Source organism: Aeromonas sp. s1(2024), from assembly GCF_040908005.1.
Classification (GTDB): Bacteria; Pseudomonadota; Gammaproteobacteria; order Enterobacterales; family Aeromonadaceae; genus Aeromonas; species Aeromonas caviae.
Genome location: NZ_JBFOCW010000070.1, coordinates 101,605 through 128,195 on the forward strand (window position 1 = coordinate 101,605; position 26,591 = coordinate 128,195).

The window sequence follows — 26,591 nt, forward strand, 5'->3', positions numbered from 1 at the left end:
TCCGTTGTGGAGAGCGCTCTTCAGAGGACGGTTGCTGGCTTGGGTTTGCCTGCAAGACCGTACCAGTGATGCTCAAACCGGCCCTCATGCCAGCGCAGGGTGCACCAGGGCTGGTCAGCCTGCCAGCGCGGGAAGTTGATCTCCACGCGGTTATCTTCGTACTTGTAGAGAGAGGTGCTGATCTCGATATCCGACAGGATAAGCAGCACCACCCCACCGATGACACTCCATTTCAGCATCTTCCACATGGCGATTACTCGAAGCAGATCTCGATGGTGGCACGGCCATACTCCGATTCGAACGGCATCATGATCTTGGCGCCGTCGGCCCGGTGAGTAATGGTGTGATTGGGACCGGAGACGATGACCGGGGTCGCCATGTCGAACTCATAGCCCTTCTCCCCCAGCATGCGTTTGGCGCCGCCCGTCACCATGTTGGTGATCTCGCCCACCATGTCGGTCACTTCCTCGTTGATGGTGGCCGGCGCCTCCCCCAGCATGCGACGCATGATCTCCAGTGCCAGCCCCTTCTCGAAGCTGATGGAGAGGGAACCCCGGGTCTGCGGACCCACCATGCCAATCAGGCCGGAGACATCTCCCCGAGCCAGCTCGTCCGTCTTGCGCTTGGGCGCGCCCGGTTTGAGTTCCAGCTGTGCCATGGTGGAGAGCACGTTGAGCAGGGAGAGCAGGAACGGGTTTACAAAATCAGCCTTCATCTTGACTTCCTACGGTAACGGAACAGCGGGCACATTGACCATGGGCTTCTATGGTCTTGTTGGTAATAGTAAAACCATGCTGATGAGCCTGCTCGGAAAAGGCGCCGTCGATGGCGGGATCGTGCAGCTCCACTACCTCACCGCAACGATCGCAGATCAGCAGTTGCATCGGGTGGGCATGGTCGAAGTGGCAGCAGAAGATGAAGGCGTTGAGCGACTCCACCTTGTGGGCAAAGCCCTGTTCGAGCAGGAAGTCGAGCGCCCGATAGACGGTAGGCGGTTTGGCATGAGCCTCGGTCTGCTGCAACTGGGCCAGCAAATCATAGGCACTGATGGCATTGCCGTGGGCGGCAAGCAGCCGGAACACCTGGCGCCGTGTCGGGGTGAAACGGATCCCGCGCTGCTCGCAGAGGCGTTCCGCTCGTTGTAGAAGTTGGTCTTGATTCATGTTCACGCAGATACCCTGTCAATTAGCCGGATACTATCACAGGGCCCCCAGTGCGCGGCGACAAAATTCATTTTCTGGGGCTGTCTCACGTTGTGATAGAATCCCGCCCCTTGTTTGGCCAACCCGGATGATTTTTATGCAGGCGCAGCGCTTTTCCATCGCCCCCATGCTGGACTGGACCGATCGGCATTGCCGTTATTTCCACCGTCTGATGACCCGCCAGACCCTGCTCTATACCGAGATGGTGACCACGGGCGCCATCATCCACGGCAAGGGCGACTATCTGGGCTACAGCGAGCAGGAACACCCTCTCGCCCTGCAACTGGGTGGCAGCAACCCGGCAGACCTGGCCCGCTGCGCCAGGCTCGCCGAGGAGCGCGGCTATGACGAGATCAACCTCAACGTCGGCTGCCCCTCCGATCGGGTGCAAAACGGCCGCTTCGGCGCCTGCCTCATGGGCGAACCCGCACTGGTGGCCGATTGCGTCAAGGCGATGCGCGACGTGGTCGATATTCCGGTCACCGTGAAGACCCGTATCGGCATCGACGATCAAGACTCCTACGAGTTCTTGCAGGCCTTCATCGAGCAGGTACGGGACGCCGGTTGCGATACCTTCATCGTCCATGCCCGCAAGGCCTGGCTGAGCGGCCTGAGCCCGAAAGAGAACCGCGAGATCCCGCCCCTCGATTATCCTCGCGTCTACCAGGTCAAGCAGGATTACCCGGATCTGACCATTGCCATCAACGGCGGGGTGACCAGTCTGGAGCAGACTCTTGAACATCTGCAGCACCTCGACGGGGTCATGATGGGCCGCGAAGCCTACCAGAACCCCTACATTCTGGCCCAGGTGGACAATCTGGTGTTCGGCGAGAACCGTGTAGTTCCGAGCCGCCACGAGGTGGTGCGGATGATGCTGCCTTACATCGATCAAGAGCTGGCCAAGGGCAACTACCTCTCCCACATGACCCGCCACATGCTGGGGTTGTTCCAGAACATGCAGGGGGCGCGCGCCTGGCGTCGCCATCTGAGCGAGAATGCCTGCAAACCGGGGGCCGACATTCAAGTGGTGCTGGACGCCATGGCCAAGGTGCCGGAGTTCGCGCCGGCCGACGCGGTGGAGTGATCATGTACCGCTTCACCGGATCCTGGCTGCACAAGGCCCTGGTGCGTCTGTGCGCCGGCCTGCTCACCATTCTCGGCATCAAGCTCAGCGCCTTCTATTTCATCGGGCTGCTGATCGTGCTGGGGCTGCACCGGGACCAGATCCTGGGCTAAGCGCCCCACGCTCCCGAACAAGAAAAAGCCGGCGCCCCTGCGCCGGCTTTTTTGTCACCACGGAGGTGACCCGACAGTCTGGCTTACTCTTCCTGAACCATGAACTGGAGTTCAGGGGGAGAAGAGGTCAGCACATCGGCGCAGTAATCCCAGGTCGAGATGCGGTAGTGCTGCAAATCTTCATCCAGGTGCAGTCCATCGGATTCCTGATGGAACCAGCTGGCGAAACGGGACGGGGTGATGAGCTGGATCTGCTCCTCTATGACGTGGCTGTCACGCCCCTCCGCCAGATCACAATCCTCCATCACCCGCACCGCGAAGATGTGGCGAAAACTCACCCGGCACAGGGGCAACGGAGGCAGATCGATGCTGCGAGCACGCCCCAGCATGACGGTCAGGGTGTCGCTCCAGATATCCTGATGCAGTTCGGCCACGACCAGGCCGGGAGGGAGTTGACGAGAGGGAGCCCAGGGGACGGCTACCTGCCGAATGGCATTTTTCTGTTCCATATCCACCTCGCTACAGCGCATGCCATATCCTGAGTGTATCTGAAACAAATTTTGACGAAGATGGCAAGAAAAAACCCGGCACAAGCCGGGTTTCATTTGATTACAAGACGATCTTATTTGACAGCGTCTTTCAGCGCCTTGCCAGCCACGAAGGACGGCACATTGGCGGCTGCAATCTGGATCTCTTTACCGGTTTGCGGGTTGCGACCGGTACGGCCCGCGCGATGGTTGACCTTGAAGGTACCAAAACCCACCAACTGAACGGCATCGCCCTCTTTCAGGCTCTGGGTAATACCATTGATGATCTCTTCCAGAGCGACTTTGGCCTGAGCTTTGCTCAGGTCTGCTTTGGCGGCAATTGCATCGACAAGTTGAGCTTTGTTCATAACATTTCCTTTATGATCGGGCATTTAGCACCGGGCCACTCTATTCAAAAAAAAACACTCAGGCAAAGGCTTTATCAGCCGGATTGGCTTGAATGCTGGGGTTTTCATCAAGATCTGCGGAAATAGTCACATATATCGCCCCCTTGTCCCCTGGATGGGCGACAGGATGCGAAGCACCGGTGGGGAGAGGCATGCAAATCCCCGCCTGATGTAACAATATCCCTACACTCCTATTGACGGTCAACTGGATTTTCCCTAGTTATAGGAGTGTCGTCAGTCGATGAGAATGACCGGAGGCGTGCGACCCGAGTGCCGCATGCCATGCCCATGGAGGGACTATGTTAACTGAACTGGAAAAAACCAAGCGCGCGCTGGCAGGCAAGCACAAAGCAATAGATGACTGGCTGGATGCCAGACAGGCGTTGCTGGTCGAGTACATGCGACTGGCAGGCCTCATGCCCGCCAAGTGCAAGCAACGCACCCTCCCAGGCCATGTAGAACTGCAACGTTTTTGCGAACAACTGGTCGACTACGTCAGCGCAGGCCATTTCGAGATCTACAACCACGTCGTCACCGCCTTTGAGCAAGCCAGCGGGGACAAACTGGAGCTGGCCAAGCGCATCTACCCCCATATCCGTGCCTGTACCGAATTCGCGCTGGAGTTCAACGACAAGTACAGCAACGCCGACGAAGCCCAGTTGCTGCAACTGGACGAGGATCTGAACCAACTCGGCCCCGTGCTGGAGGACAGGTTCAAACAGGAGGATCGGCTGGTCAAGGCGCTGCAGGTGGTGGAATCCCTCAGCCATCAGCAGATCTGATATTCAATATCGGAGCCAGTTCAATATCCTGGCGTGCCAGCTGGATTACACTCTGCAACATGAAGGATGAGCATCTTGCTCGCACGCAGACCGGAGACGACCATGGCCGAGCGCCGCCACTTTACTCGGATTTTCTATTTGACCGCCGCCAAGCTCACCCAGGGTGAACACCAGTGGCGCACCCAGCTGGTCGATGTCTCCCTTCAGGGAGCCCTGCTGCTCAGACCCGAGGATTGGGTCGCCAGCGAGGACAAGGAGTACGAAATCTGCTTCGTGCTCGGGGGCAGCGACATCGAGATCAAGATGCAGGTCGAGCTGACCCACGAAGCCAGCAAGAAGCTGGGGTTTTACTGCCACCACATCGACATCGACAGCGCCACGCACCTCAAGCGGATGATCGAGCTGAACATCGGAGAGGAGCAACTGCTCCATCGCGAGCTGGAGCAGTTGCTGCAAGAACACCGAGACCACGTCCCCCCCGAATCCTGAGCGGGCAGGCAGAAAAACAAAGGAGCGTCCATACGCTCCTTTTTCATGGTCGGTTACAGGGCCTCGAGGGCATCGGAGAGTTTCTTCACCGGCACCACCTCCATCCCCTCGATAGGATGTTTGGGCGCATTGGCATGCGGGACGATGGCTCGGCGGAAACCGTGCTTGGCCGCCTCCTGCAGTCGCTCCTGACCCGAGGGCACGGGCCGTATCTCGCCGGAGAGCCCCACTTCGCCAAAGACCACCAGATCCTTGGGCAGGGCCTGATCCCGGAAGCTCGACACCATGGCCAGCAGCAGCGCCAGATCCGCACTGGTCTCCTCGACTTTGACGCCACCCACCACGTTGATGAACACATCCTGATCCGCCATCTGCAACCCGCCGTGACGATGCAGCACCGCCAGCAGCATGGCGAGACGGTTGTGGTCCATCCCCACCGCCACCCGGCGCGGATTAGAGAGCTGGGAGTAATCCACCAGCGCCTGCAACTCCACCAGCAGGGGGCGCGTGCCTTCCCAGATCACCATGACGATGGAGCCCGGAGCCTGCTCCTCCCCGCGGCTGAGGAAAATCGCGGAAGGGTTGCTCACCTCCTTCATTCCCTGCCCGGTCATGGCGAAGACCCCCAGTTCGTTGACCGCACCGAAGCGGTTCTTGTGGGAGCGCAGGGTGCGAAAACGCGAGTCGTGCCCGCCATCCAGCAGCACGGAGCAGTCGATGCAGTGCTCCAGCACCTTGGGGCCCGCCAGGGTGCCGTCCTTGGTGACGTGGCCCACCATGAAGATGGCCACATGATTCTGCTTGGCATAGCGTGTCAGCAGCGCCGCCGACTCCCGCACCTGGGAGACGGACCCCGGCGCGGACTGCACATCCGCCACGTGCATCACCTGGATGGAGTCGATGACCATGATCTGAGGTTGCTCCTGCTGGGCAATGAGGCAGATCTGCTCTACGCTGGTCTCGGACAACATGCGCAGCTTGTCCGTGGGCAGACCCAGCCGACCGGCCCGCATCGCCACCTGTTGCAGTGATTCCTCACCGGTCACATAGAGGGTCTTCATGCGCTGCGCCAGGCCGCACATGGTCTGCAGCAACAGGGTCGACTTGCCGGCCCCGGGGTTGCCGCCGATGAGAATGGCCGAACCAGGGACCACGCCGCCACCGAGTACGCGGTCCAGCTCCTTGAAGCCCGAGCTGAAACGGGGGATCTCCGTGGTGGCGATCTCTGCCAGGGTCTGCACCTGGCTGCCGACGGCGCCCGCATAACCGGTATAGCGAGCGCTCTTGCCGGGTGTCGTCACCCCCAGTCGCACCTCGGTGATGGTGTTCCATTCCTTGCACTCGCTGCACTGGCCTTGCCAGCGGGTGAAGTCGGCTCCACATTCGGAACAAACATAGGCGGTTTTGTTTTTGGCCATGGATAACTCGGGGACAGGATGAATTCCTGCTTGATATACTTGTTTGCGACCGGCAGATCAAACCCAGAATCGGAAAAGTGACTTTCCGCGGCAGGAATACATGGATTCAGAACAACCACTACATCTGATAGAACAACTTGTCCCCCTGCTCCGGGAAAAGGACTTCGACGAAATCTTCAACCGTCTGACCCAGAACGAAAATACGAACAGCCGGTTCCTGCTGAAGATGGAACTCAAACGCAAGTGCACCCCCTGTCGGCGTGTCATCGACATGCGCAACGAGCTGGGCGCCCTCTGTCAGGTGCATGAGTTCGACGGGGTGACCCACTTCATGCCCGCCGAGGCCATCGAGCTGTTTCAATCCCAGTGCTACCTCTACCGGGACAGCTACACCCTGGGGGTCTACGAGGCGCTGCAAGCCTGGTACAAACTCAACCAGGGGCGCAGCGACAATCTGGCGCTGCCCATCAGCCCGTTTCGTCCGTTCGATGTCAGCGCCATCCCCTTCGCCAGCCATTACGGGCGACAGGAAGAGCGCATGCACTTCAGCTCTCCCATGGTGCTCCAGCTCGCCAACGGCGAGAAGATCCTCGCCAAGAGCTCCGACATCTCCCTCGGCGGCATCCGGGTATCCGTGCCCTATCTGCCCGACTACCAGACAGGCGACCTGATAGCCGTCTTCTTCACCGGACTGGAACGCGATCATCCCCATCCCCTGCTGCGTGACCCGGTCAGCTACCAGATCCTGGGGGAGGAGAGAAAAGAGGACAAATTCTGGCTCAGGCTGCTCAAGAACGGCGAGCATCCGGTGTTCGACGAGTTCCTGCGCGACTTCATCGAGCGCAACCGCAGCCGCTATCGCGTCAGCGTCGACTACCTGCTCTCCGCCGCCGTCATCAAGGGGTATGAGCAGTTCTATCTGCCACGCATGACCGGCATGCCCCTCTACTTCGGCAAGGGCAGCGTCCCCGCCCTCGAGATCGCCCTGCGCACCGAGAACAACCAGCACATTCTCGAATACTGGCGCGACGCCAAGAACCGCGACATGCTCGCCAGCCTCTTCACAGCTGCCCGCATGCCCTCATTGCTCCCAGGCAAAGAGGGGCTGCGCGAGACGCTGATCTACAGCTTTACCCATGCGGTACGCAGCCACCTCTACTTCTTCTCCGCGACCCGGGAGGAGCTGGAACAGAGCGGACTGACCGCGCTCTTCTTCCAGATCGGCGCCCGCCGCCCCAGTTGGCGGGTGTACAAGTTCAGCATGGAAGCCTGCACCCTGCGGGAGGCCGACCTCGACAACCCCCAGGGCGGGGCGAGCCAGTTGCAGGACAGGCTGCTGCGCGAGCGCCTGGCCCAGCTCGGATACGTGGGCATGCTGCAGGAGATAAACCTGGACAACCAGCGCGACGAGTTCCAGCGAGAGACGGGTCAGGATCCGCTCAACGCCAACGCCTTGCAGCGCTTTGGCCATGACATCCATGCCGCCCCCTTCGAGATAGAGACGCTGCACTATGTGCAACTGCGCAAGGAGGCGCGCTACATGCACAAGACGGCCATCGTCTTGCATCACAAGGAGCGATCCTGGGTCGGCTGGACCCGAGACATCTCTGCCCACGGCATGCAAATCGAGCTGGAGGAGCCGTTCGACGGGGAGAAGGGAGACATCATCACTGTGGCCCTGCCCCGTTTGCAGGAGCTCGCCAGGAACATGGACCTGCAACGCCTGCCCTATCGGCTGGTCAGCCTCAACCTGAGCAGAACCGTGCTGCATCTGTGCATCGAGGGGACGGCTGAGCGCCATACCGGCCACCAGTTCTTCAGCCTGCTTATCGAAAGCAACCAGAACAAGCTCAAGACCACCCGGGAGTTCAATCGCTATCGCGGCATGGCCAGGGCGCTGCGCAACCTCTACACCCACCACCTGTTCAACACCCCCGTCTATGTGAACAAGCTCAAGGCCGCACCGAAACTGGCCGCAGCCGGCCTCTCGCCACAGCCACGCAGCCTTTCCCGTCTGCTGCGCATCTGTGCCGAGCAGGATCAGCAGTTGAACCTGTATCCCCTGTTCCAGGGGGCACTGCTCAAGGCCCTGCTGCTCAATCCCCTGCGCGCCATCGAGCGGGAAGACAAGCCGGAAGAGGAGGAGGTCTACATCGCCGCCCTCCACTCCCAGGGGGGAACACCCCTGTTTCGCAGCCACCTAGCCAGCAGCTTCAGCTCACCGGATCAAAAGCGCCGCTTCATCGAGCTGGCCCGGCAACAGGGAGAGTTCTATTCGGTACTGGTGGGTATTTCGCGCACCGGCCGCCCGGACACCAGCTTCATCGCGGGTGAACTGGACTACATCGCCAAGTTCGCCATTCACAAGGCCAAGAAGCTGGAAGAGGAGCTCTGGAGTGTCGTGGGCGTGGGTGAACTGACCGATACCACCGAGGCGACCCTGTTCCGCCTTGGCATACCATCCGGGCCCCGCTAGCCAGCAGGGCAGGGAGACAACAAAAAACGGGCACGCAAGTGCCCGTTTTTTGTCTATCAGGCAGCCTGGGGGTTGCGCAGCCAGGCGAGGATGTCGGGGAAGTGATCCTCCTGTGCCTGGGGCGCCGTCAGCATGTTGATGTGGTCGTAATCGAGCCGGTTGCCGTTGTCCCGCCCAAGACGGGTGTGGCGGGCAGCCGATCCCATCTCGTCGCTGAAGCGGCGCACGTCGACGGGGTGGCCAAGTACCTTGTCCGCCTTGGCGGAGATCATCCAGAGCGGGGGCCAGTTGACCCGGCTCGCCGCCTCGTCATAGGCGAAGCCATCAAAGGGGTCCAACCAGGGCCCGCACTTGACCCAGGGGATGGTCTCCTGCAGGTAGCGCAGGGGCTCATCATCGGCCCCTATCTTCAACCGGCGGGCGGCCAGAAACCCCCGGCGGCGCGCCAGCCAGGGGGCGAGCCGGTTCCAGATCAGATCCACCTTCAACCAGCGCTCCGGGTTCTGCACCGAGACCCCCCGCTTGGTGCCGAAGAACACCAGGCTGGCAACCTGCTCCGCCAGCTCGGGGAAGCGCACCAGGGTCGAGGCCATGATGACGCCGCCCCAGGAGTGGGCCATCCAGTGCACCCGGGCACCGGCATGGCGGGCCGATACCCAGCGCTGCAGGGCGGGCAGATCCTCGGTGATCAGCTCATGCTGGCCGTGGCCGGCCCGCTCGGCGATGGTCGGTGTGCTCAGACCCCGACCACGCAGATCCGCCACATAGACCTGATACCCGTGGCGAGCCAGAAAGCAGGCAAGCCCCTTGCCCGATTCGGTGTAGAAGATGCGGCCGTTCTCGATGGCCCCGTGCACCATCAGGATGGGGTCGGCATGCACCGCGACACCGGGCTGGATATGGCGCACATGGAGTCGATGCTCACCGCAGGGGACAAACAGGGATTGCTGTAACAGTTCCATCTCGTGATCGGCTCCTCCTTGAGCGGGATCAGCACCAGCGTCGGTCGCGACAAGCCAGGGCGCCGAGCAGGCAGAGCACCCCTTCCAGATCGTGATGATTGAGGGTCGCCGCCGCCTGGGCACGTACCAGGGGTTTGGCATGAATGGCAATGCCAAGCCCCGCCACCGCCATCATCTTGAGATCGTTGGCACCATCGCCGACCGCAACCGTCTGGGATGCAACCACCCCGTACTCCGAGGCCAGCTGTTGCAGTGCTTCGGCCTTGGCGGCGGCATCGACGATGGGGCCGCTCACCTTGCCGGTCAGCAAGCCCCCTTCCACCGCCAGCTCGTTGGCGAAAATGGCATCCAGACCCAGAGCACGCTGCAACTCGCCGGCAAAGCGGGTGAAGCCACCGGAGGCGATCGCCACCTTCCAGCCAGCCTGCTTGAGGGCATCGACCATGAGTGGCAGGCCCGGCATCCAGGGCATGTCGGCCGCCACCTCGTCGAGGATGGTGACCGGCGCCCCTTCCAGCAGCGCCACCCGGGCACGCAGACTGTCGGCAAACTCCAGCTTGCCCTGCATGGCCGCCGCGGTAACGGCCGCCACCTGCTCACCGACCCCGGCCAGCCGCGCGATTTCGTCGATGCACTCTATCCTGATCGCGGTGGAATCCATGTCCATCACCAGCAGACCGGGCTCACTCAGGGTAGGCAGGGCGGCCAGATGACACAGGTCGATGTCCCACTCCTGGGCTTTGAGCGCCTGCACCAGCTCGGGGGAGAAGCGGTTGGTGCCAAGCAGCAGCAGTGGAATACCGGCCTGCTCCCCTGCGGGATAGAGGCTGGCCTCGAGCCCCAGGGCATCCAGCTGCTGGGCCAGGCGGGCCAGATGACCGGCCTCCAGCCCCTTGCCAAACAGGACAATCCAGGCGCTGTCGTGGGCGTTGGCCGCGGGCAGCAGGGCTTCGTTGGTGAGCTGCCAGCAGGGGGCACAGCTCAGGGCCCCGGACCAGTCGTGCAGGGAGCGGGGAAGTTGGGACAACAACATAAGAGAGACGCCTTCCTTGGAAATCATGGGGTTCATCATGCGGGCCCAGAGTAGCGTATTGCTTTTTGTACAGGCAAGCGCCAAGATCCCGCCTGCGGTGCGGGCAGACATGGAAACAGACCACCCTGTTTCCCGCTTCGCGGCACCGGGGCACCAGCCAGCCCCGCTCATCCATTACCAGAGGCCCGGTTCTGTGCGTCATCTTCCCATCAAACGTGTTGTCAGCCTGGCGGCGGGAGTCCTGCTCGGTCTCTGGGTGCTGGTGCTGCTCATCCACATGCAGGGAGAGAGCCAGGCCGCCCTGCACGCGGCGGCACGGGACAGGGCACAGGCGCTGGTCGCCTATGCCGCCCGGGACATGCGCCGCTGGATCAAGGAGGACAAGGAGAGCGAACTGGAGAGACTGGCGCAGGATCTGGCCGTCGAGCCTGACATTCTGGATGTCACCCTCTATGACGCCCGCGGCATTCCCCTCGCCCAGTCGGACAACGCCCTGCCGCTGGACAGTCTGCTGCCCATCGGCAGCGACAACAAATCCCTGCCGGAGCAGGGCAAGGGGCGCATCCAGTTCGTCCAGGAGATCCAGGACGGAAACCTGACCCTGGGCTATCTGAGGATCACCCTGGAAGAGCAGAAACTGCTGGCCGCACAAGATACCCATCTCAAGGTCAACCAGGAGAAACAGCGCCTGATGCTGCTGGTGATGCTGCTGGCCGGCCTGCTCATCTCCTACGGGGTGCGTCGCAACTACATGCGGGTGCGCAAGCACAAGAAACAGAGCAAACCCGCCGCTCCGCAATAAGCGGGGGGTGGATCCCATCCCCCGGCTTGTATATAACACTGGCAAGATCACTGGCAGGAGAGCCACATGATTGCCCCCCCCTTGCCGCGGGATGAACACAGTCGACTGGAACGACTGCGCATCCTCGGCCTGCTCGACCACGAGCCCATCGATCAGCTTGATCGCCTCACCCGGCTCATCACCCGGCATTTCGCACTCCCCATCGCCATGGTCTCCCTGACCGACGTGAACAGGCAGTGGTTTCTCGCCCGCACCGGGGTCGATATGTGCGAGATCAACCGGGAACACTCCTTCTGCGGTCATGCCATTTTGCGCCCCGACATCATGCAGGTACCGGATGCCAGACGGGATCTCCGCTTTGCCGACAATCCGCTGGTGACCGATGATCCCGGCGTGGTCTTCTACGCCGGCCGCCCCCTGCGCGCCCTCGATGGCGTGGTGCTCGGCACCCTCTGCCTGGTGGACCATGTGCCGCGCCATCTCGACGAAGATGCCTGCCGGGATCTCGACGACTTCGGCCGCCTGGTGGAGAACACCCTGCACGATCTGGAGCGGCGCCACCAGGTGCGCACCCTCAATCAGGTGCTGGAAGACAAGGAGCATCTCTTCACCCTCACCTTCAACCAGTCGTCGGTGGGCATGGCCCTCTCCTCCCTCGAAGGCAAGTGGCTGCGGGCCAACCCGGGGCTGGAGCGGCTGCTCGGTTACAGCGAGCATGAGATGCTGAGCCGGACCTGGCTCGCCATGACCCATCCCGAAGATCTGCAACGGGAGCAGCCCCTGTTCGATGCCCTGATCGCGGGGCAACGGCAGGATTACCGGCTGGAGAAGCGGATGATCCGGGCCGATGGCACCCAGTGCTGGGTCCAGCTCAGCGTGACCCTCTGCCAGAGCCGCACCATGGCCCCCCACATGATCGCCGTGTTTGCCGACCTCACCGAGCGCAAACAGGCCGAGGCCGAACTCGTGCGGCTGCAGCAAGGGCTCGAGCAGCAGGTGCAGTCACGGACCCGGGAGCTCTCCCGCACGGTGGAACAGCTGCATCAGGAGATGCGCGAGCGCGGCGCCATGCAGCAGCAGCTGTGGCAGGAGCAGCGCCGCCTGCAGCACATGCTGGAGCACACCAGCAATGCCTTCCTCGAGCTCGATGCCAATTTCATCATCACAGGCTGGAACCCGGCCTCCACCACCCTGCTCGGCTGGCACGCCGACGAGATGCTGGGCCGTCCCCTCTTCGGGCTGCTCGGCGCCGAGCATCCCCTGCTGAGCCTGTCAGGCAACCCGCAGAGTCCGCCACGGCGGCTGGAGTGCGACATCATCACCCGCACAGGCCGGCACATCCCGGTCGAGGTGATTGCCGAGCGTTACCAGTTCGACGGCAAGGTGCGCATCGCCCTGTTTTTGCACGACATCACGGCCCGCCGCCAGGTGCTCGCGGAGATCGAGCGTGGCCGTGCCCGACTGCGGGCCATCACCGATGGCCTGCCGGTCACCATCAGCATGGTGTCGCCCGAGGGGCGTTACCTGTTCGCCAACCAGGCCTATTGCCGCTACTTCGGGCTCGATACCGAACAGATGCGGGAAATGAGCGTGCGGGACGTCATCGGCGAGGAGGCCCACGGCAGGGCCATGGCCTATGTGGCAAAGGCCCTCGCCGGTGAGCAGGTGAGTTTCGAGCACCGTTTCGATCTCCCCATAGGCCGACGCGACCTCAGGATCACCATGATCCCGAGCCGGGGCGACGAGCCCGGGGTCTACATCCTCGGCAGCGACATCACCAAGTTCAAGGCGCTGCAAAGCCAGCTGGAACACGAGGCGGCTCACGACCCCCTCACCGGCCTGCCCAACCGGCGCGCCTTCACCCTGCGCCTCTCCCGGGAGCTGGAGCGGGTGCGTCAGAATGCCGAACCCCTGGGCCTGCTGTTCCTCGATCTCGACGGCTTCAAGGGGATCAACGACAGGCTGGGACACCACGTCGGCGATGCTCTGTTGCAACGCTTCGCCCAGGTGCTGAGTGCCGAGGTGCGCCCGGGGGACATGGTGGCGCGCCTGGCCGGCGACGAGTTCACCATCATACTGCCCGCCTTGCGCCAGCCGGAACTGGAGCTGCCCGCCCTGTGCGAGCGGCTGCTGGCGGCCATGGCGGTTCCTGGAGACGTGGCCGGTCATCGGCTGCCCCTTGCCGGCAGCATAGGGGGCGCCCTCTGCCACTCGGGCCAGTATTGTCACATCGATGATCTGCTGCACCGGGCCGATGCCGCCATGTACCAGGCCAAGCAGTCGGGCAAGGGGCGCTTCGCCCTCGATCTCTGACCGTGCTTCGCAAAAATGCAAAACGGCGGCCCGAGGGCCGCCGTTTTTTTATGCGCGAGGGGGATCAGTTGTCACCCAGCAGGACGGAGTCCAGCGCGATTTCGATCATGTCGTTGAAGGTCAGCTGACGCTCTTCGGAGGTGGTCTGCTCACCAGTACGGATATGGTCGGAGACGGTGCAGATGGTCAGCGCCTTGGCACCGTACTCGGCGGCCACGCCATAGATACCGGCGGCTTCCATCTCGACACCCAGGATGCCGTATTTTTCCATGACGTCGAACATGGAGGGGTCCGGGGTGTAGAATAGATCGGCGGAGAAGATGTTGCCCACGCGCACGGCCACGCCCTTGTTCTTGGCGGCCTGAACGGCATTGGCCACCAGGTCGAAGTCGGCGATGGCGGCGAAGTCGTGGTCCTTGAAGCGCAGACGGTTCACTTTGGAGTCGGTGCAGGCTCCCATGCCGATCACCACGTCACGCAGTTTCACGTCTTCACGCACGGCACCGCAGGAGCCCACGCGGATCAGGGTCTTCACGCCGTAGTCGGTGATCAGCTCTTTTGCGTAGATGGAGCAGGACGGGATGCCCATGCCGTGACCCATGACGGAGATGCGACGACCCTTGTAGGTGCCGGTGAAACCGAACATGTTGCGCACGTCGCACACCTGCTCGACGTTCTCCAGGAAGGTTTCGGCGATGTACTTGGCACGCAGGGGGTCGCCCGGCATCAGCACGGTATCAGCAAAGGCGCCATCTTTCGCATTGATATGAGGAGTTGCCATTCTCTTTATTCCTTCACACTAGGTTGAGTTTTATTGTCTTTATGGATTGTCCGCTGCCTGCGCGGCGGCGGTACATTACAGGAAACCAGGGCCCTGTGGCACCCCGGGCAGGCGAACCGGCCCGGGGTCACCATCACAGGAAGCTGGTACCGTATTGCAGCTTGGGCAGGCCGTGGTAGGCCGCGATGCTCTGGCCGATGTCGGCGAAGGTCTCGCGACGACCGACGGAGCCCGCCTTGACCGGCTTGCCGTAGAACAGTACCGGAATGTATTCGCGGGTGTGGTCGGTACCGCTCCAGGTCGGGTCACAGCCGTGGTCGGCGGTCAGCACCACCACGTCGCCATCCTGCAGCAGGTCGAACAGCTCCGGCAGGCGGGAGTCGAAGTACTCCAGCGCATCGGCGTAGCCCTTGACGTCACGGCGGTGACCGTAGGAGGAGTCGAAGTCCACGAAGTTGGTGAAGACGATTGTCTGGTCACCGGCCGCTTTCACCTCTTCCAGAGTCCTGTCCCACAGCTCGGTCAGACCGGTCCCCTTCACCTGCTTGGTGATGCCCTGCTGGGCATAGATGTCGGCGATCTTGCCGATGGAGACCACCTGGCCACCCGCTTCCTTCATGTAGTCCAGCACGGTCGGCGCCGGCGGCAGCACGGAGTAGTCGTGGCGGTTGCCGGTGCGCTTGAAATTGCCCTTGCCGCTGCCCACGAACGGACGCGCGATGACGCGGCCGATGTTGTAGGGCTCCAGCAGCTCGCGCACGATGTGGCACAGCTCATAGAGCTTCTCGAGGCCATAGGTCTCTTCGTGGCAGGCGATCTGGAACACGGAGTCAGCAGAGGTGTAGAGGATCGGCTTGCCGGTGCGCATGTGCTCTTCGCCCAGATCGTCCAGCACCTGGGTGCCGGAGGCGTGGCAGTTGCCCAGATACCCGGGCAGACCGGCCTTCTCGACGATGGCATCCAGCAGCTCCTGCGGGAAGCTGTTGTGATGGTCGTGGAAATAACCCCACTCGAACAAGACGGGCACGCCGGCAATCTCCCAGTGACCGGACGGGGTGTCCTTGCCGGAGGAGAGCTCCTGGGCAAAGCCGTAGGCACCGATCACCTCGACATCCTTGTTCAGTCCGGCCGGGAAGGTGCCGCTGGCGAGTTCGCCCGCGTGGCCCAGACCCAGCTTGCTGAGGTTTGGCAGGTTGAGAGCGCCACGGCCCTCGATCTCACCGGCGGCGCACGCCTTGGCGATATGGCCAAGGGTATTGGCACCCACGTCGCCGAACTTGTCGGCATCGGCGGCAGCACCAATACCGAAAGAGTCCATCATCAGAATAAAGGTACGTTTCATGGGACTTCCCCTTGTTACAAATCAGCCAGACCGATGCGACGGTAAACCTCGGGCAGCGCCTCTGGTCGGGTGTCGCCGATCTTCACGGCAGCCTGCACCATGCGGGCAGCCTCGGCAAATTGAGCTTCTGTCTGAGCGTGGATCAGAGCGAGCGGCTTGTCAGCATCGACGCTCTGACCCAGGCGGATAAAGTCGGTCAGACCGACGGCATAATCGAGTTTGTCGGCGGCGGCGCGGCGACCCCCCCCCATGGCGACCACCGCCAGGCCCAGTTCACGGGTGTCCATGGCGGTGACGAATCCGCTGTGGGCCGCGTAGACGGGGCGCACGATGGCGGCTTTGGGCAGGTAGGCGTCGTAGCGCTCCATGAAGTCGGCGGGACCACCGAGGCCGGTCACCATGCGCCCGAAGATCTCGGCTGCCTTGCCATTGTCCAGCACCGCTTGCAGCTTGGTGCGGGCATCGCCGTCATCGCTGGCAAGACCGGCGGAGATCAGCATCTCGGCGCACAGGGCCATGGTCACTTCGTGGATGCGCGGGTTGCGATACTCACCGGTCAGGTAGCGCACCGCTTCGCGCACTTCCACGGCGTTGCCGGCGCTGGAGGCCAGCACCTGGTTCATGTCGGTCAGGAGTGCAGAGGTGCGGCAGCCGGCCCCGTTGGCCACGGCGACGATGCTCTTGGCCAGTTCCTCGGAGGCTTCAAAGGTCGGCATGAAGGCGCCGGAGCCCACCTTCACGTCCATCACCAGGGCTTCGAGCCCGGAGGCAAGCTTCTTGGAGAGGATGGAGCCGGTGATCATGGCAATGGACTCGACGGTGGCGGTGATGTCCCGTACCGCATAGATACGCTTGTCGGCCGGGGCGAGATCGCCGGTCTGACCGATGATGGCGACCCCCGCCTCTTTCACCACTTTCAGGAAGCGGTCGTTGTCGACCGAGGTCTGGTAGCCGGGAATGGCATCCAGCTTGTCCAGGGTGCCGCCGGTGTGGCCGAGACCACGGCCGGAGATCATGGGCACGAAACCGCCGCACGCAGCGACCATGGGGCCCAGCATCAGGGAGACCACGTCACCCACGCCGCCGGTGGAGTGCTTGTCGACGATGGGGCCGCCCAGATTGAGGTGGTCCCAGGTCAGCACCATGCCGGAGTCGCGCATGGCGCAGGTCAGGGCAACCCGCTCATCCATGGTCATGTCCTTGAAGTAGACCGCCATCGCCAGGGCCGCAATTTGCCCCTCGCCGATGGTGTTGTTGGTTATGCCCTGGACGAAGAATTGAATCTCTTGGGTACTGAGCGCTTCACCGTTGCGCTTCTTGCGAATAATTTCTTGAGGCAAAAACATCTTTCATTCCCTCCGTGCATCACGCACGAACACAGACCGAACCAGACCCGAAAGGGGGCGGCGCACCGCCCCCTGCCACCGCTTAGTAACCGCTGGTATTGGCAGGCTTGTCGCCATGCCCCAGGGTCGCCAGCAGGCTGGCCAGCAGGCTGGAGGCGCCGAAGCGGAAGGTGCGGGCGGATACCCAGTCCTTGCCCAGGATCTCTTCGGCCATGGCCAGGTACTGACCCGCCACGGCGGCGTCTTTCACGCCACCGGCCGGCTTGAAGCCCACTTTCGGGTTCTTGGCCTTGATCACTTCCATCATGATGCGGGCAGCTTCCGGGGTCGCGTTCACTGGCACCTTGCCGGTGGAGGTCTTGATGAAATCGGCACCGGCGTCGATGGAGATCTCGGAGGCGCGACGGATCAGCGCCTCTTCCTTCAACTCGCCGGTCTCGATGATCACTTTCAGCAGTACCTTGGCGCCGCAGGCTTCCTTACATGCTTTGACCAGATCGAAGCCGACCTGTTCATTGCCAGCCATGAAGGCGCGGTACGGGAAGACCACGTCCACCTCGTCGGCACCGTAGGCCACGGCGGCGCGGGTCTCGGCCACGGCGATCTCGATGTCGTCGTTGCCGTGGGGGAAGTTGGTCACGGTCGCGATGCGCACGTCGGCTGCGCCGATGTCACGCAGGGTCTTGCGCGCGATGGGGATGAAACGGGGGTAGATGCAGACGGCGGCGGTCAGGCCGGCCGGAGACTTGGCCTTGTGGCACAGGTCGATCACCTTCTGATCGGTGTCGTCATCGTTCAGGGTGGTCAGGTCCATCAGGTTCAGGGCACGTTGGGCGGCCACTTTCAGATCAGTCATGCTATGTCTCCAAAGTCTTGTTAAGCCCCATCACCCGCGATCGGCTTCACCGAACACCAAGGGTCGGCAGAGACGTTCCCGGAGCAACGGGATATGGAATTGCAGCGCAAATGCACAGGCAATACGGCTGCAAATAAGGCAAGAGCCCTGTCACTTTCTTACAAAAGTGCGGACTTGGTTCCATGAAGACTTGAGAAAGGCCGACTACGCAGACCCGACTTCCCAATCAATTCCATTTGACCGCCAACACCCGGATTCACCGGGCATTAGTCAATGCCAGCACCCTGCTGGCATCGCCTATTTCAGCCGAGATACCCCGTGTTTGCAAGCCGGATTTGCCAATTTCAGAGGTACCTCACACCCGGCAAATCCAGCGCTGGAAGGCGCTTAAGAGAAGAAGCGGGTCAGGATCCAGGAGTAGGCAATGCCCCCCAGATAGACCCCCACGATCCCCATGACGCCGGAGAGGACGGGCGGCGCCGGTATCGGCAACTTGAGGAAAGAAAACAACACCCCAACGATAAAGCCGGCCGCCATAGCCAGTAGCACTTCATTCATAGAACCTCCGATTTGACTCACTTTATTATTAGTCTTGACAGGAAAACGGTTGTCACCACCCCAAACGAGAACGCCACAGCAAATCGCTGTGGCGTTCGTCTTTATCCTGTCAGTCAGGCGATGTTACATGCCGGACAGCGCCAGGAAGAAGCCTGCGATGGTCGCAGACATCAGGTTGGACAGGGAACCTGCCAGCACGGCCTTCAGACCAAACTTGGCGATGGTGCCGCGACGGTTCGGTGCCATGGAGCCCAGACCACCCAGCAGGATGGCGACGGAGGACAGGTTGGCGAAGCCGCACAGGGCGAAGGAGATGATCGCCTTGGTGTGCTCGGACATGGCCACACCGTTGATCAGCACTTCATCCTTCAGGTAGGGAGCGAAGTTCAGGTAGGCCACGAACTCGTTGACCACCAGCTTCTGACCGATGAAGGAACCGGCCACGACCGCTTCGCTCCAGGGCACGCCGATCAGGAAGGCCAGCGGGGAGAACAGCCAGCCCAGCAGCAGCTCCAGGGAGAGTTGCGGGTAACCGAACCAGCCGCCCACACCGGAGAAGATGCCGTTGATCATGGCGATGAGGCCGATGAAGGCCAGCAGCATGGCACCCACGTTCAGGGCCAGTTGCAGACCGGCGGAGGCACCGGCGGCAGCGGCATCGATCACGTTGGCAGGCTTGTCGTCCAGCTCACCTTCTGCGGTGTTCTCGTCGTAGCTCGGGGTCTCGGTTTCCGGTACCAGCAGCTTGGCGAACAGCAGACCACCCGGGGCAGCCATGAAGGAGGCGGCGATCAGGTATTCCATCTTGACACCCATGGAGGCGTAACCGGCCAGTACGGAGCCGGCAACAGAAGCCAGACCACCACACATGACGGCAAACAGCTCGGAGTCGGTCATCTTGGAGATGAAAGGACGTACCACCAGCGGGGCTTCGGTCTGACCGACGAAGATGTTGGCAGTGGCGGAGAGGGATTCGGTACGGGAAGTGCCCAGCACCTTCTGCAGACCGCCGCCCAGCAGCTTGATCACCCACTGCATGATGCCGAGGTAGTAGAGTACCGCGATCAGGGAAGAGAAGAAGATGATGACGGGCAGGACGCGGAAGGCGAAGACGAAGCCACCGCCACCGAATACTTCGAACATCTTGTTGCCAACCAGACCACCGAACAGGAATTCGATGCCGTTCTGGCCATAACCGATGACGCTGGAGACGGCGTCGGACACGCCCACCAGGATGTCACGACCGACCGGCACGTAGAGCACGAAGGCCCCCAGACCGGCCTGGATGGCAAAGGCGCCACCTACGGTACGAATTTTGATTGCCTTGCGGTTGCTGGAGAACAGCACCGCAATCAGGATGAGCGTCGCCATCCCTACCAGACCCATTATCAGATTCATTATTAACACTTCCTCTTTAGTAGCACCTGCCAGCTTGTTAACGATTTGTGTATTGAAGCCGCTAATCAAGGGTGCGCATTATACTAATTACGGTGCGACAAAATAGAATACTGGTCACATTTTATAAGCCACAAACGGCCTGAACATCGTTTAATTAGACCGCAAACGATTTTTATGGGCCCTGTTTTTTATCACTCGGTCATCATTTGATAATCAAATGTTAATTTCATGATTTCCTGGGGGGAACAGCCGCCGGGTGGAGTCATGTAACACCGAAATAACATCCTCCAGCGGTTGCTGCCGCAATTGTGCCAACAAGCGGGCTATGGTCGGCAGGCTGGCCGGCGTGTTCACCTCCCCCTGCTGGCCTTGCAGCGGCATGTCGGGAGCGTCGGTTTCCAGCAGCAAGGCCTCCAGCGGCATCTGGCGTATCGCCTCCCGGGTCTTGTTGGCCCGCTCATAGCTGATGACCCCCCCGATCCCCAGCCTGAAACCCAGTTGCCAGAACACCTCCGCCTGATGCAGGGAGCCGCTGAAGGCGTGAATGACCCCCCCTTGTGGCGGTGTGAAGCGCCGCAGGATCTTGGCGACCGTGTCGTTGGCACGCACCGAGTGGACGATGAGGGGCAGCTCATGCGCCATGGCCAGCCGCACCTGCGCCTCGAACATCTCGACCTGCCCCTCCTGCGGCACATGGGAGCGCAGATCCAGCCCGCACTCCCCCACGGCCACCAGCCCACGGGGCCGACTCGCCAGCAGGGTCTCCAGCCGGGTCAGTACATCCCGGGGCTGCTTGCCCACATACCAGGGATGGATCCCCAGGCCATAACGGATGTCGTCGTGGCGCCCGGCCAGCGCCATCACGCGCCCCCAGTTTTCCTCTCCCACGGCGGGGATGATATACTCGCCCACCCCCAGCTGGCGCCACCGGGTCAGCAGCGCCTCCCGATCGGCGTCAAAGACCGGAAAATCGAGGTGGCAGTGGGTGTCTATCAATTCCATGTCGCGCTTACCTGTCTGTCGTACTCAATGGGTTCATTCCATGCCAACACACGTTTCCCGAGGCTTTACCCTGATAGAACTGGTGCTGGTCATCATCGTGCTGGGGATCCTGGCCGTGACCGCCCTGCCCCGCTTCATCAACATCCAGGACGACGGGCTCAAGAGCAGCGTCTCGGCCACGGCGGGCAGCTTTGCCAGTGCCGCCCGGCTCGCCCACGCCGGCTGGGCGGTCAAGGTGAAGGGGGAGCCCCTGGCACTCTACAACTTTAGCGGCATGGGCAGGCAGGATCTCGACATCAACAGCCATGGCTGGCCGGTGGGCACCAAGGAGGACCAGGGAGGTCAGGGGCCCGATACCGTCTTCCCCGGTGGCGACAGCGATCAGATCTCCGTCAGCAGCCGGGACGACTGCGAGAGCCTGTTTGGCGCCCTGCTCGATACCGATCTGACGGTGGCCGATGAGTTGCACCAGGATTCAGACAGTGACTACATCTCCCGGCTCATCCCAGCAGACGCTCAGGCTGACGGCGCCCTTCGTCACGACAACTGCCGCTATACCCTGCGCAGCTCCGTGGGCCGCTTCCCGGCATACCCCGACGGGCTCTCGTTCGACTACAACAGCGTCACTGGCGCCGTGACCCGCCAGTTCCAGTGAGGTTGTCGCCCTTGTCCGGGCGCTTCTCGTCTTCATCATGGCGTACCGGCGCGCAGCAGCGCCGGTTCTCCGGTGTGAGTCCCCACTCCTGGCACCAGGCATCGTAGCGAGCCAGCCAACGCAGCAATATCCCCTTCATGGGCGCCTCCTTGTCTTGATGGTTTCCCCACAAGCCTGCCCCAATCCAACTCCCCAGACCAGCATCTCGGGGCCAGCGGCGTCATGGCCTGTCCAGCGGCAGCAGCAGCCCCATGGAAATCTCGTCCACATAGCCCTCGTCCAGCCGATAGGCCTGCCGTCTCACCCCTTCCTCCACGAACCCGCACTTGCGATACAAGGCGTGGGCCACCTCGTTGTGGGCCATCACTCCCAGCTCCAGCCGGTGGATACCGAGATCCCTCGCGGTCGCGATCAGGGTACGCAGCAACCGTTCCCCCCATCCCTGCCCGCGCGCGCCCGAACGCAGTCCCATCACCACCAGGGCGCAGTGGCGGTTGCGTGCCAGGCCGCCACCAAGGAGCGCGGCAAACCCTTGCACCTCCCCCGCCAGCTCCAGCAGCCACATGGCCTGATTGGGAGCCGCGGCCATGGCCTCGAGCCGCCTGCGCTGCCCCTCGATGTCCGAGGGGCGCTCTCCCGCTTCATACAGCATGAAGCGGGTCTCCCTGTCCAGTTGCCCGAAGAAGCGATCCAGCACCGCCGCATCCTCCACCCCTGCCATACGAATCATCAGCCTGCTCTCCCTGCCTGGTAGTCCTGCCGACCACGACCATAAAAAAACGACTCCCTCAGGAGTCGTTTCTATCAGAGCCATCTGGCTAACGCCACGCCCTCGGCCCGATCAGGCTTTCGCTGGCAGGCTCAGGCGAGCAACCACTTCCACCTGCATCGCGCGAGGGGAAGAGCCCGAGCGACGATCAGGCCTTCGCTGGCAGGCTCAGGCGAGCAACGGCTTCCACGTGCATGGAGTGCGGGAACATGTCCACCGGCTGCACCTCGTCCAGCACGAAGCCCTGCTTGACCAGCCAGGCGAGATCCCGGGCCAGGGTCTGGGGGTTGCAGGAGACATAGACCAGACGGCGCGGCGCCATGGCCACCAGGGTCTGCAATACCGCCTTGTCACAGCCCTTGCGGGGCGGATCCATCACCACCACATCGGCGCTCACCCCGTCGGCATGCAGGGCAGGCATCAGCTGCTCCGCCTTGCCCACGTGGAACTCGGTCTGCTCGATGCCGTTGAGGGCCGCATTGCGACGGGCATCGTTGATGGCGCTCTCCACCGACTCGATCCCCACCACCTTGGCGGCCTTGCCGGCCAGGAACAGGGAGATGGTGCCGATACCGCAATAGATGTCGAACACCGTCTCGCTGCCGGTCAGCTCGCAATACTCCAGCGCCTTGGAGTAGAGCACGTCGGTCTGGCTCGGGTTGTTCTGGAAGAAGGAGAGGGGCGAGATCTCGAATTCGAGCTCGTGGATCTTGTCGCGGATCACCCCGCTGCCCAGCAGCACCCGGTTCTTGTCACCCAGGATGCGGTTGGTACGCACCTCGTTGATGTTCTGCACCAGGGTGGTGACCGGCAGATCCGCCAGGGCCGCCAGCAGCTCGGCTTCGAACGGCAGCGCTTCGCCCAGGGTCACCAGCACCACCATCAGCTCGCCGCTCTTGAAGCCCTTGCGGGTCATCAGGTTGCGCACGCAGCCGGTGTGGGCCACCTCGTCATAGGCCGCGATGTCGTGCTCGCGCATCCAGTTGCGTACCCGGGCATTGAGCTCCACGTGCAGCGAGTCCTGCACCGCGCAATCATCGGCGGTGATGAGGTCATGGGAGTGCTTGCGGTAGAAGCCGATCTCGGCGCCCGCCTCGCTGCCACGCACCGCGTACTGGGCCTTGTTGCGGTAGGCAAACGGCGTCTCCATGCCGAGGATGGGGTTGACCACGGCCTCACCCAGCCCGACCTGTTCCAGTGCGCTCTGCACCAGGCTCTGCTTGAGGGCAAGCTGGGCCGGATAGGACAGCGGGCGCACCTGGCAGCCACCGCACTCGGTATTGGGGCAAAAATCCGGCACCCTGTCGGCGGACGGCTGGGTCAGCTCGACCAGCTTGCCGTGCAGGTAGTTCGGTTTGACCTCGGTCAACTCGACCAGCGCCTGCTCACCGGGCAGCAGACCCTCGACAAACAGGGGGCGATCGAACAGGCGACCCTTGCCATCCCCCTTGTCGGTCAGTTCCAGAATATCGATCTGATGTTGGTGTCCCACTAACGGCATGAGCGGCTCCGAAGGCATGAAAGAGAGGGTGACGACGGGGCAGACCCGGCGACCCCGAATAAAGGGTGGCAGAGTTTAGCGGAGATCCGCCCAAAATGCAGGCATAAAAGACCCTGCAAACACAAATAGCGACCCCGGCCACCAGCAGCCCGGTCCGGGCAGCCTGGCCAGCCCGCCCCAATAAAAAAACCGCCGGACGGGGCCGGCGGTATGACATTCATGGCAGCAGGATCAATGGCTGTAGGCTTTCTCGCCGTGGCTGGTCACGTCCAGCCCTTCGCGCTCGGCATCTTCCTTCACCCGCAGACCGATCAGCAGGTCCACCAGCTTGTAGGCCACGGCCGAGACCAGGGCGGTCCAGACCACGGTCACCCCCACGCCGATGACCTGTACCTTGACCTGGGCCAGGATGGAGTACCCCTCGGCCACCTGGTTGGTCACATAGTCCCACACCCCGGTGCCGCCCAGATCCGGGCTGGCGAACACCCCGGTCAGCACGGCACCCAGGATCCCGCACACCCCGTGCAGGCCGAACACGTCCAGGCTGTCATCGGCCCCCAGCAGACGCTTGAGACCGTGCACGCCCCACAAACCGGCCACACCGCTGAGCAGGCCGATGATGAGGGCGCCCCCCACACCGACGAAACCGGCGGCAGGGGTGATGGCGACCAGGCCCGCCACCGCACCGGAGACAGCGCCAAGCAGGGAGGGACGGCCCTTCATCGCCCACTCGGCGAAGGTCCAGGAGAGGGCGGCAGCGGCCGGCGCGATCCAGGTGTTGGCGAAGGCCAGGGCCGCCGTGCCGTTGGCTTCGAGGGAGGAGCCGGCGTTGAAGCCGAACCAGCCGAACCACAGCAGGGCGGCACCGATCATGGTCATGGTCAGGCTGTGGGGGGTCATGGGGTCACGGCCATAGCCAACCCGTTTGCCCACCATGAAGGCCCCAACCAGACCGGCCACCGCGGCGTTGATGTGCACCACTGTGCCGCCGGCGAAGTCCAGAGCGCCGTGCTGGAACAGATAGCCTGCGGTGGCACCGGCCGCTTCGGCGGCGGCCGCATCCGTGTAGGCATCCGGACCCGCCCAGTACCACACCATGTGCGCCATCGGGATATAGGCGAAGGTGAACCAGATCACCGCGAACAGCAGCACCGCCGAGAACTTCATCCGCTCGGCAAAGCCGCCGACGATGAGCCCGCAGGTGATGGCGGCAAAGGCGCCCTGGAACACCACGTAGATGAACTCGCTGATCCCGACACCCTTGCTGAAGGTGGCGGCGATGGAATCCGGCGTCACCCCCATCAACAGCACCTTGTCGAAGGAGCCGTAGAAGGCGCCGCCCTCGGTGAAGGCCAGGGAGTAGCCGTAGACCACCCAGAGGACGGTGATGAGGCAGAACAGGGTGAACACCTGCATCAGCACGCTCAGCATGTTCTTGGCGCGCACCAGGCCGCCGTAGAAGAGGGCGAGGCCCGGCACGGACATCAGGATCACCAGGGCCGCCGCCACCATCAGCCAGGTATTGTCCCCCTTGTTGATGGTCACGGTCGCGGCCGCCTGTACCACATCGGCCTGCGCGGCCACCTCTTCGGCCCAGCCCGGGGCGGCCATGGTGGCGGCCAGCGCCAGCAGGCCAGTCATTACGAGTCTCTTGAACATACAGCCCTCTCCTTGTCGTCCCGGCATCCGGGTCCATTTCCTGATATGCATTTCCAACCTGGCCACCTGCCCACCGCACCTGTGTGGCTCACGGAGACATCATGGCGACATGACATGGGGAAAGCATAAAGCAGGCCAAGAAAAATAATCCTTTTATTTCATGGCGTTATGTTTTTATCACATTCAACACGCACCATCTTGGCGCACGATGCCCGGTTACAGGGGGGAAATCGCACTTTGGCTGTGCATTGCCGGGAAAATGCACCAGGATGACCCAATCGCCTCACAATGACGGGGCGAACCCGTGGTGATGTCACCCTGGCAGGCTTATCTATCCCGCTAAGGTATTTATGAAATAAATGAAATGGGCCATACCATGGTGAAATCAAATGAGGCTGTCGGCCAATATCCCCCCACCCAAGGGGCACAAGCACTTTAAGAGTGCAAACGCGCGCCATTCGTCTGGCCTGCCCCGAAATGCCCGGTCATACTGGCAAGCCATCTTCCCCTGTTCCCAGCGCCGCGAGGAGCCCATGCCCAATCTCAACGTGACCGAAATCAAGGCCTTCGTGCCTGCCCGGGATTTCACGCGGTCAAAGCAGTTCTATCAGGATCTCGGCTTTACCCTGGCCTCCGATGGCGACGGCGTAGCCTATTTTCATCTCGGCAACGCAAGCTTCCTGCTGCAGGATGGCAACCCCCCGGGGCTGGCCGAGCAGCTCATGATGCACCTCCTGGTGGAGGACGTGGCCGCCTGGCGGGCCCAAGTGGAGGCGAGCCAGATCGCCGCCCGCTACGGCGTCCGGGTCACAGAGCTCGTCACCCAGCCGTGGCGCATGAAGGAGTTCTGTCTGTACGATCCCGCCGGCGTGCTGTGGCGCATCGCACAGAATATCGACTGAGGGGATGGCAGTCCGAGAGGCTGATGGCCTGACAGCATGTGGGTCTGAAGGGCTGAAGGTCTGAGGGTCTGAGGGTCTGAGGGTCTGTGGGTCTGTGGGTCTGTGGGTCTGTGGGTCTGTGGGTCTGTGGGTCTGTGGGTCTGTGGGTCTGTGGGTCTGTGGGTCTGTGGGTCTG

The 26,591-nt window shown here is 62.3% G+C and carries 28 protein-coding genes; 9 read left to right on the plus strand and 19 right to left on the minus strand.

What is annotated here, in order from left to right:
- Positions 1–20: 20 nt before the first annotated feature.
- The 3 genes from AB5Y70_RS17570 to zur are packed head-to-tail and all read right to left on the minus strand — an operon-like array spanning position 21 to position 1,163.
- The gene (locus AB5Y70_RS17570; protein ID WP_049636474.1) at positions 21–248 is read right to left on the minus strand and encodes a hypothetical protein; all 228 of its coding nucleotides are present in this window, start codon (positions 246–248) and stop codon (positions 21–23) included.
- Between the two features lie 5 nt (positions 249–253).
- On the minus strand, positions 254–715 hold the full coding sequence (locus AB5Y70_RS17575; protein WP_010673043.1) for a chemotaxis protein CheX: 462 nt from the start codon (positions 713–715) through the stop codon (positions 254–256).
- Positions 705–1,163 (minus strand): zinc uptake transcriptional repressor Zur, encoded by a 459-nt coding sequence (gene zur / locus AB5Y70_RS17580; protein ID WP_049636537.1) that lies wholly within the window; start codon positions 1,161–1,163, stop codon positions 705–707. The genes AB5Y70_RS17575 and zur overlap by 11 nt, the downstream gene beginning before the upstream one ends.
- A gap of 136 nt (positions 1,164–1,299) precedes the next feature.
- On the opposite strand from zur, the gene dusA reads away from it, so the two are divergent.
- Both dusA and AB5Y70_RS17590 read left to right on the plus strand, forming a co-directional pair.
- Positions 1,300–2,286 carry a tRNA dihydrouridine(20/20a) synthase DusA gene (gene dusA / locus AB5Y70_RS17585; protein WP_049636475.1) on the plus strand — a complete coding sequence of 329 codons (987 nt, stop codon included), beginning with the start codon at positions 1,300–1,302 and terminating at the stop codon, positions 2,284–2,286.
- Positions 2,287–2,288: 2 nt separating this feature from the next.
- Positions 2,289–2,438, plus strand: a complete 150-nt coding sequence (locus tag AB5Y70_RS17590) for a hypothetical protein (protein WP_080944170.1) — start codon at positions 2,289–2,291, stop codon at positions 2,436–2,438.
- A gap of 83 nt (positions 2,439–2,521) precedes the next feature.
- Here the strand turns inward: AB5Y70_RS17590 and AB5Y70_RS17595 are convergent, their stop codons facing one another.
- Together AB5Y70_RS17595 and hupA are read right to left on the minus strand one after the other, a co-directional pair.
- Complete coding sequence (locus tag AB5Y70_RS17595; protein WP_029313758.1) at positions 2,522–2,947, minus strand: hypothetical protein; 426 nt, start codon at positions 2,945–2,947, stop codon at positions 2,522–2,524.
- Between the two features lie 113 nt (positions 2,948–3,060).
- Entirely contained in the window at positions 3,061–3,333 is a 273-nt protein-coding gene (gene hupA / locus AB5Y70_RS17600; RefSeq protein WP_005305063.1) for a nucleoid-associated protein HU-alpha, read from the minus strand.
- Positions 3,334–3,671: 338 nt separating this feature from the next.
- Here hupA and AB5Y70_RS17605 point away from each other — a divergent pair, with 338 nt between their 5' ends.
- Positions 3,672–4,154 carry an Rsd/AlgQ family anti-sigma factor gene (locus tag AB5Y70_RS17605; RefSeq protein ID WP_049636476.1) on the plus strand — a complete coding sequence of 161 codons (483 nt, stop codon included), beginning with the start codon at positions 3,672–3,674 and terminating at the stop codon, positions 4,152–4,154.
- Between the two features lie 102 nt (positions 4,155–4,256).
- Positions 4,257–4,643 carry a PilZ domain-containing protein gene (locus AB5Y70_RS17610; RefSeq protein WP_029313755.1) on the plus strand — a complete coding sequence of 129 codons (387 nt, stop codon included), beginning with the start codon at positions 4,257–4,259 and terminating at the stop codon, positions 4,641–4,643.
- A 53-nt stretch (positions 4,644–4,696) separates the two neighbouring features.
- Here the strand turns inward: AB5Y70_RS17610 and radA are convergent, their stop codons facing one another.
- Positions 4,697–6,061, minus strand: coding sequence for a DNA repair protein RadA (radA, locus tag AB5Y70_RS17615; protein ID WP_010673036.1), 1,365 nt, complete (start codon positions 6,059–6,061; stop codon positions 4,697–4,699).
- Positions 6,062–6,161: 100 nt separating this feature from the next.
- On the opposite strand from radA, the gene AB5Y70_RS17620 reads away from it, so the two are divergent.
- Positions 6,162–8,537, plus strand: coding sequence for a PilZ domain-containing protein (locus AB5Y70_RS17620; protein WP_202043097.1), 2,376 nt, complete (start codon positions 6,162–6,164; stop codon positions 8,535–8,537).
- Positions 8,538–8,593: 56 nt separating this feature from the next.
- Here the strand turns inward: AB5Y70_RS17620 and AB5Y70_RS17625 are convergent, their stop codons facing one another.
- Positions 8,594–9,499: an alpha/beta fold hydrolase gene (locus AB5Y70_RS17625; RefSeq protein ID WP_043153013.1), complete on the minus strand. Its 906-nt coding sequence runs from the start codon at positions 9,497–9,499 to the stop codon at positions 8,594–8,596.
- A 28-nt stretch (positions 9,500–9,527) separates the two neighbouring features.
- Entirely contained in the window at positions 9,528–10,532 is a 1,005-nt protein-coding gene (serB, locus tag AB5Y70_RS17630) for a phosphoserine phosphatase SerB (protein ID WP_043153011.1), read from the minus strand.
- 193 nt (positions 10,533–10,725) lie between these two features.
- Between serB and AB5Y70_RS17635 the strand changes: the two genes are divergently transcribed.
- Together AB5Y70_RS17635 and AB5Y70_RS17640 are read left to right on the plus strand one after the other, a co-directional pair.
- Complete coding sequence (locus AB5Y70_RS17635; RefSeq protein WP_049636480.1) at positions 10,726–11,334, plus strand: AhpA/YtjB family protein; 609 nt, start codon at positions 10,726–10,728, stop codon at positions 11,332–11,334.
- Between the two features lie 66 nt (positions 11,335–11,400).
- Positions 11,401–13,647, plus strand: a complete 2,247-nt coding sequence (locus AB5Y70_RS17640) for a PAS domain S-box protein (RefSeq protein WP_049636481.1) — start codon at positions 11,401–11,403, stop codon at positions 13,645–13,647.
- A gap of 64 nt (positions 13,648–13,711) precedes the next feature.
- Here AB5Y70_RS17640 and deoD read toward each other — a convergent pair whose 3' ends face one another.
- The 7 genes from deoD to AB5Y70_RS17675 all read right to left on the minus strand — a co-directional run bounded on the left by deoD (position 13,712) and on the right by AB5Y70_RS17675 (position 20,930).
- Positions 13,712–14,428 (minus strand): purine-nucleoside phosphorylase, encoded by a 717-nt coding sequence (gene deoD / locus AB5Y70_RS17645; protein WP_005341325.1) that lies wholly within the window; start codon positions 14,426–14,428, stop codon positions 13,712–13,714.
- 133 nt (positions 14,429–14,561) lie between these two features.
- Positions 14,562–15,770, minus strand: a complete 1,209-nt coding sequence (locus AB5Y70_RS17650) for a phosphopentomutase (protein ID WP_039039948.1) — start codon at positions 15,768–15,770, stop codon at positions 14,562–14,564.
- 14 nt (positions 15,771–15,784) lie between these two features.
- Positions 15,785–17,116 carry a thymidine phosphorylase gene (gene deoA, locus AB5Y70_RS17655; protein ID WP_043153005.1) on the minus strand — a complete coding sequence of 444 codons (1,332 nt, stop codon included), beginning with the start codon at positions 17,114–17,116 and terminating at the stop codon, positions 15,785–15,787.
- Between the two features lie 82 nt (positions 17,117–17,198).
- Positions 17,199–17,972, minus strand: a complete 774-nt coding sequence (deoC, locus tag AB5Y70_RS17660) for a deoxyribose-phosphate aldolase (protein ID WP_039039946.1) — start codon at positions 17,970–17,972, stop codon at positions 17,199–17,201.
- A 387-nt stretch (positions 17,973–18,359) separates the two neighbouring features.
- The gene (locus AB5Y70_RS17665; protein ID WP_010673027.1) at positions 18,360–18,530 is read right to left on the minus strand and encodes a XapX domain-containing protein; all 171 of its coding nucleotides are present in this window, start codon (positions 18,528–18,530) and stop codon (positions 18,360–18,362) included.
- A gap of 123 nt (positions 18,531–18,653) precedes the next feature.
- Entirely contained in the window at positions 18,654–19,928 is a 1,275-nt protein-coding gene (locus AB5Y70_RS17670) for a NupC/NupG family nucleoside CNT transporter (protein ID WP_010673026.1), read from the minus strand.
- 213 nt (positions 19,929–20,141) lie between these two features.
- Complete coding sequence (locus AB5Y70_RS17675) at positions 20,142–20,930, minus strand: TatD family hydrolase (RefSeq protein ID WP_049636482.1); 789 nt, start codon at positions 20,928–20,930, stop codon at positions 20,142–20,144.
- Between the two features lie 40 nt (positions 20,931–20,970).
- On the opposite strand from AB5Y70_RS17675, the gene tppF reads away from it, so the two are divergent.
- The gene (gene tppF / locus AB5Y70_RS17680) at positions 20,971–21,585 is read left to right on the plus strand and encodes a type IVa pilus pseudopilin TppF (RefSeq protein ID WP_029313748.1); all 615 of its coding nucleotides are present in this window, start codon (positions 20,971–20,973) and stop codon (positions 21,583–21,585) included.
- On the opposite strand, the gene AB5Y70_RS17685 is transcribed toward tppF, so the two are convergent.
- From AB5Y70_RS17685 to amt, 4 genes are all read right to left on the minus strand, one after another.
- Complete coding sequence (locus AB5Y70_RS17685; RefSeq protein ID WP_174217464.1) at positions 21,554–21,724, minus strand: DUF5363 family protein; 171 nt, start codon at positions 21,722–21,724, stop codon at positions 21,554–21,556. The genes tppF and AB5Y70_RS17685 overlap by 32 nt on opposite strands.
- Positions 21,725–21,805: 81 nt before the next feature.
- A complete protein-coding gene (locus tag AB5Y70_RS17690) occupies positions 21,806–22,315 on the minus strand; it encodes a GNAT family N-acetyltransferase (protein WP_174217465.1) in 510 nt (169 codons plus the stop codon).
- A gap of 187 nt (positions 22,316–22,502) precedes the next feature.
- Positions 22,503–23,855: a 23S rRNA (uracil(1939)-C(5))-methyltransferase RlmD gene (gene rlmD / locus AB5Y70_RS17695; RefSeq protein ID WP_049636483.1), complete on the minus strand. Its 1,353-nt coding sequence runs from the start codon at positions 23,853–23,855 to the stop codon at positions 22,503–22,505.
- Between the two features lie 231 nt (positions 23,856–24,086).
- Positions 24,087–25,514: an ammonium transporter gene (gene amt, locus AB5Y70_RS17700; RefSeq protein WP_010673021.1), complete on the minus strand. Its 1,428-nt coding sequence runs from the start codon at positions 25,512–25,514 to the stop codon at positions 24,087–24,089.
- Positions 25,515–26,047: 533 nt separating this feature from the next.
- Between amt and AB5Y70_RS17705 the strand changes: the two genes are divergently transcribed.
- Complete coding sequence (locus AB5Y70_RS17705) at positions 26,048–26,416, plus strand: VOC family protein (protein ID WP_049636484.1); 369 nt, start codon at positions 26,048–26,050, stop codon at positions 26,414–26,416.
- Positions 26,417–26,591 lie beyond the last annotated feature (175 nt).

What these genes read in the sequence shown, in the direction of transcription:
- AB5Y70_RS17570 (WP_049636474.1), bottom strand. Translation starts at nt 248, where the DNA reads ATGTGGAAGATGCTGAAATGGAGTGTCATCGGTGGGGTGGTGCTGCTT.
- AB5Y70_RS17575 (WP_010673043.1), bottom strand. Translation starts at nt 715, where the DNA reads ATGAAGGCTGATTTTGTAAACCCGTTCCTGCTCTCCCTGCTCAACGTG.
- zur (WP_049636537.1), bottom strand. Translation starts at nt 1,163, where the DNA reads ATGAATCAAGACCAACTTCTACAACGAGCGGAACGCCTCTGCGAGCAG.
- dusA (WP_049636475.1), top strand. Translation starts at nt 1,300, where the DNA reads ATGCAGGCGCAGCGCTTTTCCATCGCCCCCATGCTGGACTGGACCGAT.
- AB5Y70_RS17590 (WP_080944170.1), top strand. Translation starts at nt 2,289, where the DNA reads ATGTACCGCTTCACCGGATCCTGGCTGCACAAGGCCCTGGTGCGTCTG.
- AB5Y70_RS17595 (WP_029313758.1), bottom strand. Translation starts at nt 2,947, where the DNA reads ATGGAACAGAAAAATGCCATTCGGCAGGTAGCCGTCCCCTGGGCTCCC.
- hupA (WP_005305063.1), bottom strand. Translation starts at nt 3,333, where the DNA reads ATGAACAAAGCTCAACTTGTCGATGCAATTGCCGCCAAAGCAGACCTG.
- AB5Y70_RS17605 (WP_049636476.1), top strand. Translation starts at nt 3,672, where the DNA reads ATGTTAACTGAACTGGAAAAAACCAAGCGCGCGCTGGCAGGCAAGCAC.
- AB5Y70_RS17610 (WP_029313755.1), top strand. Translation starts at nt 4,257, where the DNA reads ATGGCCGAGCGCCGCCACTTTACTCGGATTTTCTATTTGACCGCCGCC.
- radA (WP_010673036.1), bottom strand. Translation starts at nt 6,061, where the DNA reads ATGGCCAAAAACAAAACCGCCTATGTTTGTTCCGAATGTGGAGCCGAC.
- AB5Y70_RS17620 (WP_202043097.1), top strand. Translation starts at nt 6,162, where the DNA reads ATGGATTCAGAACAACCACTACATCTGATAGAACAACTTGTCCCCCTG.
- AB5Y70_RS17625 (WP_043153013.1), bottom strand. Translation starts at nt 9,499, where the DNA reads ATGGAACTGTTACAGCAATCCCTGTTTGTCCCCTGCGGTGAGCATCGA.
- serB (WP_043153011.1), bottom strand. Translation starts at nt 10,532, where the DNA reads ATGTTGTTGTCCCAACTTCCCCGCTCCCTGCACGACTGGTCCGGGGCC.
- AB5Y70_RS17640 (WP_049636481.1), top strand. Translation starts at nt 11,401, where the DNA reads ATGATTGCCCCCCCCTTGCCGCGGGATGAACACAGTCGACTGGAACGA.
- deoD (WP_005341325.1), bottom strand. Translation starts at nt 14,428, where the DNA reads ATGGCAACTCCTCATATCAATGCGAAAGATGGCGCCTTTGCTGATACC.
- AB5Y70_RS17650 (WP_039039948.1), bottom strand. Translation starts at nt 15,770, where the DNA reads ATGAAACGTACCTTTATTCTGATGATGGACTCTTTCGGTATTGGTGCT.
- deoA (WP_043153005.1), bottom strand. Translation starts at nt 17,116, where the DNA reads ATGTTTTTGCCTCAAGAAATTATTCGCAAGAAGCGCAACGGTGAAGCG.
- deoC (WP_039039946.1), bottom strand. Translation starts at nt 17,972, where the DNA reads ATGACTGATCTGAAAGTGGCCGCCCAACGTGCCCTGAACCTGATGGAC.
- AB5Y70_RS17665 (WP_010673027.1), bottom strand. Translation starts at nt 18,530, where the DNA reads ATGAATGAAGTGCTACTGGCTATGGCGGCCGGCTTTATCGTTGGGGTG.
- AB5Y70_RS17670 (WP_010673026.1), bottom strand. Translation starts at nt 19,928, where the DNA reads ATGAATCTGATAATGGGTCTGGTAGGGATGGCGACGCTCATCCTGATT.
- AB5Y70_RS17675 (WP_049636482.1), bottom strand. Translation starts at nt 20,930, where the DNA reads ATGGAATTGATAGACACCCACTGCCACCTCGATTTTCCGGTCTTTGAC.
- tppF (WP_029313748.1), top strand. Translation starts at nt 20,971, where the DNA reads ATGCCAACACACGTTTCCCGAGGCTTTACCCTGATAGAACTGGTGCTG.
- AB5Y70_RS17685 (WP_174217464.1), bottom strand. Translation starts at nt 21,724, where the DNA reads ATGAAGGGGATATTGCTGCGTTGGCTGGCTCGCTACGATGCCTGGTGC.
- AB5Y70_RS17690 (WP_174217465.1), bottom strand. Translation starts at nt 22,315, where the DNA reads ATGATTCGTATGGCAGGGGTGGAGGATGCGGCGGTGCTGGATCGCTTC.
- rlmD (WP_049636483.1), bottom strand. Translation starts at nt 23,855, where the DNA reads ATGCCGTTAGTGGGACACCAACATCAGATCGATATTCTGGAACTGACC.
- amt (WP_010673021.1), bottom strand. Translation starts at nt 25,514, where the DNA reads ATGTTCAAGAGACTCGTAATGACTGGCCTGCTGGCGCTGGCCGCCACC.
- AB5Y70_RS17705 (WP_049636484.1), top strand. Translation starts at nt 26,048, where the DNA reads ATGCCCAATCTCAACGTGACCGAAATCAAGGCCTTCGTGCCTGCCCGG.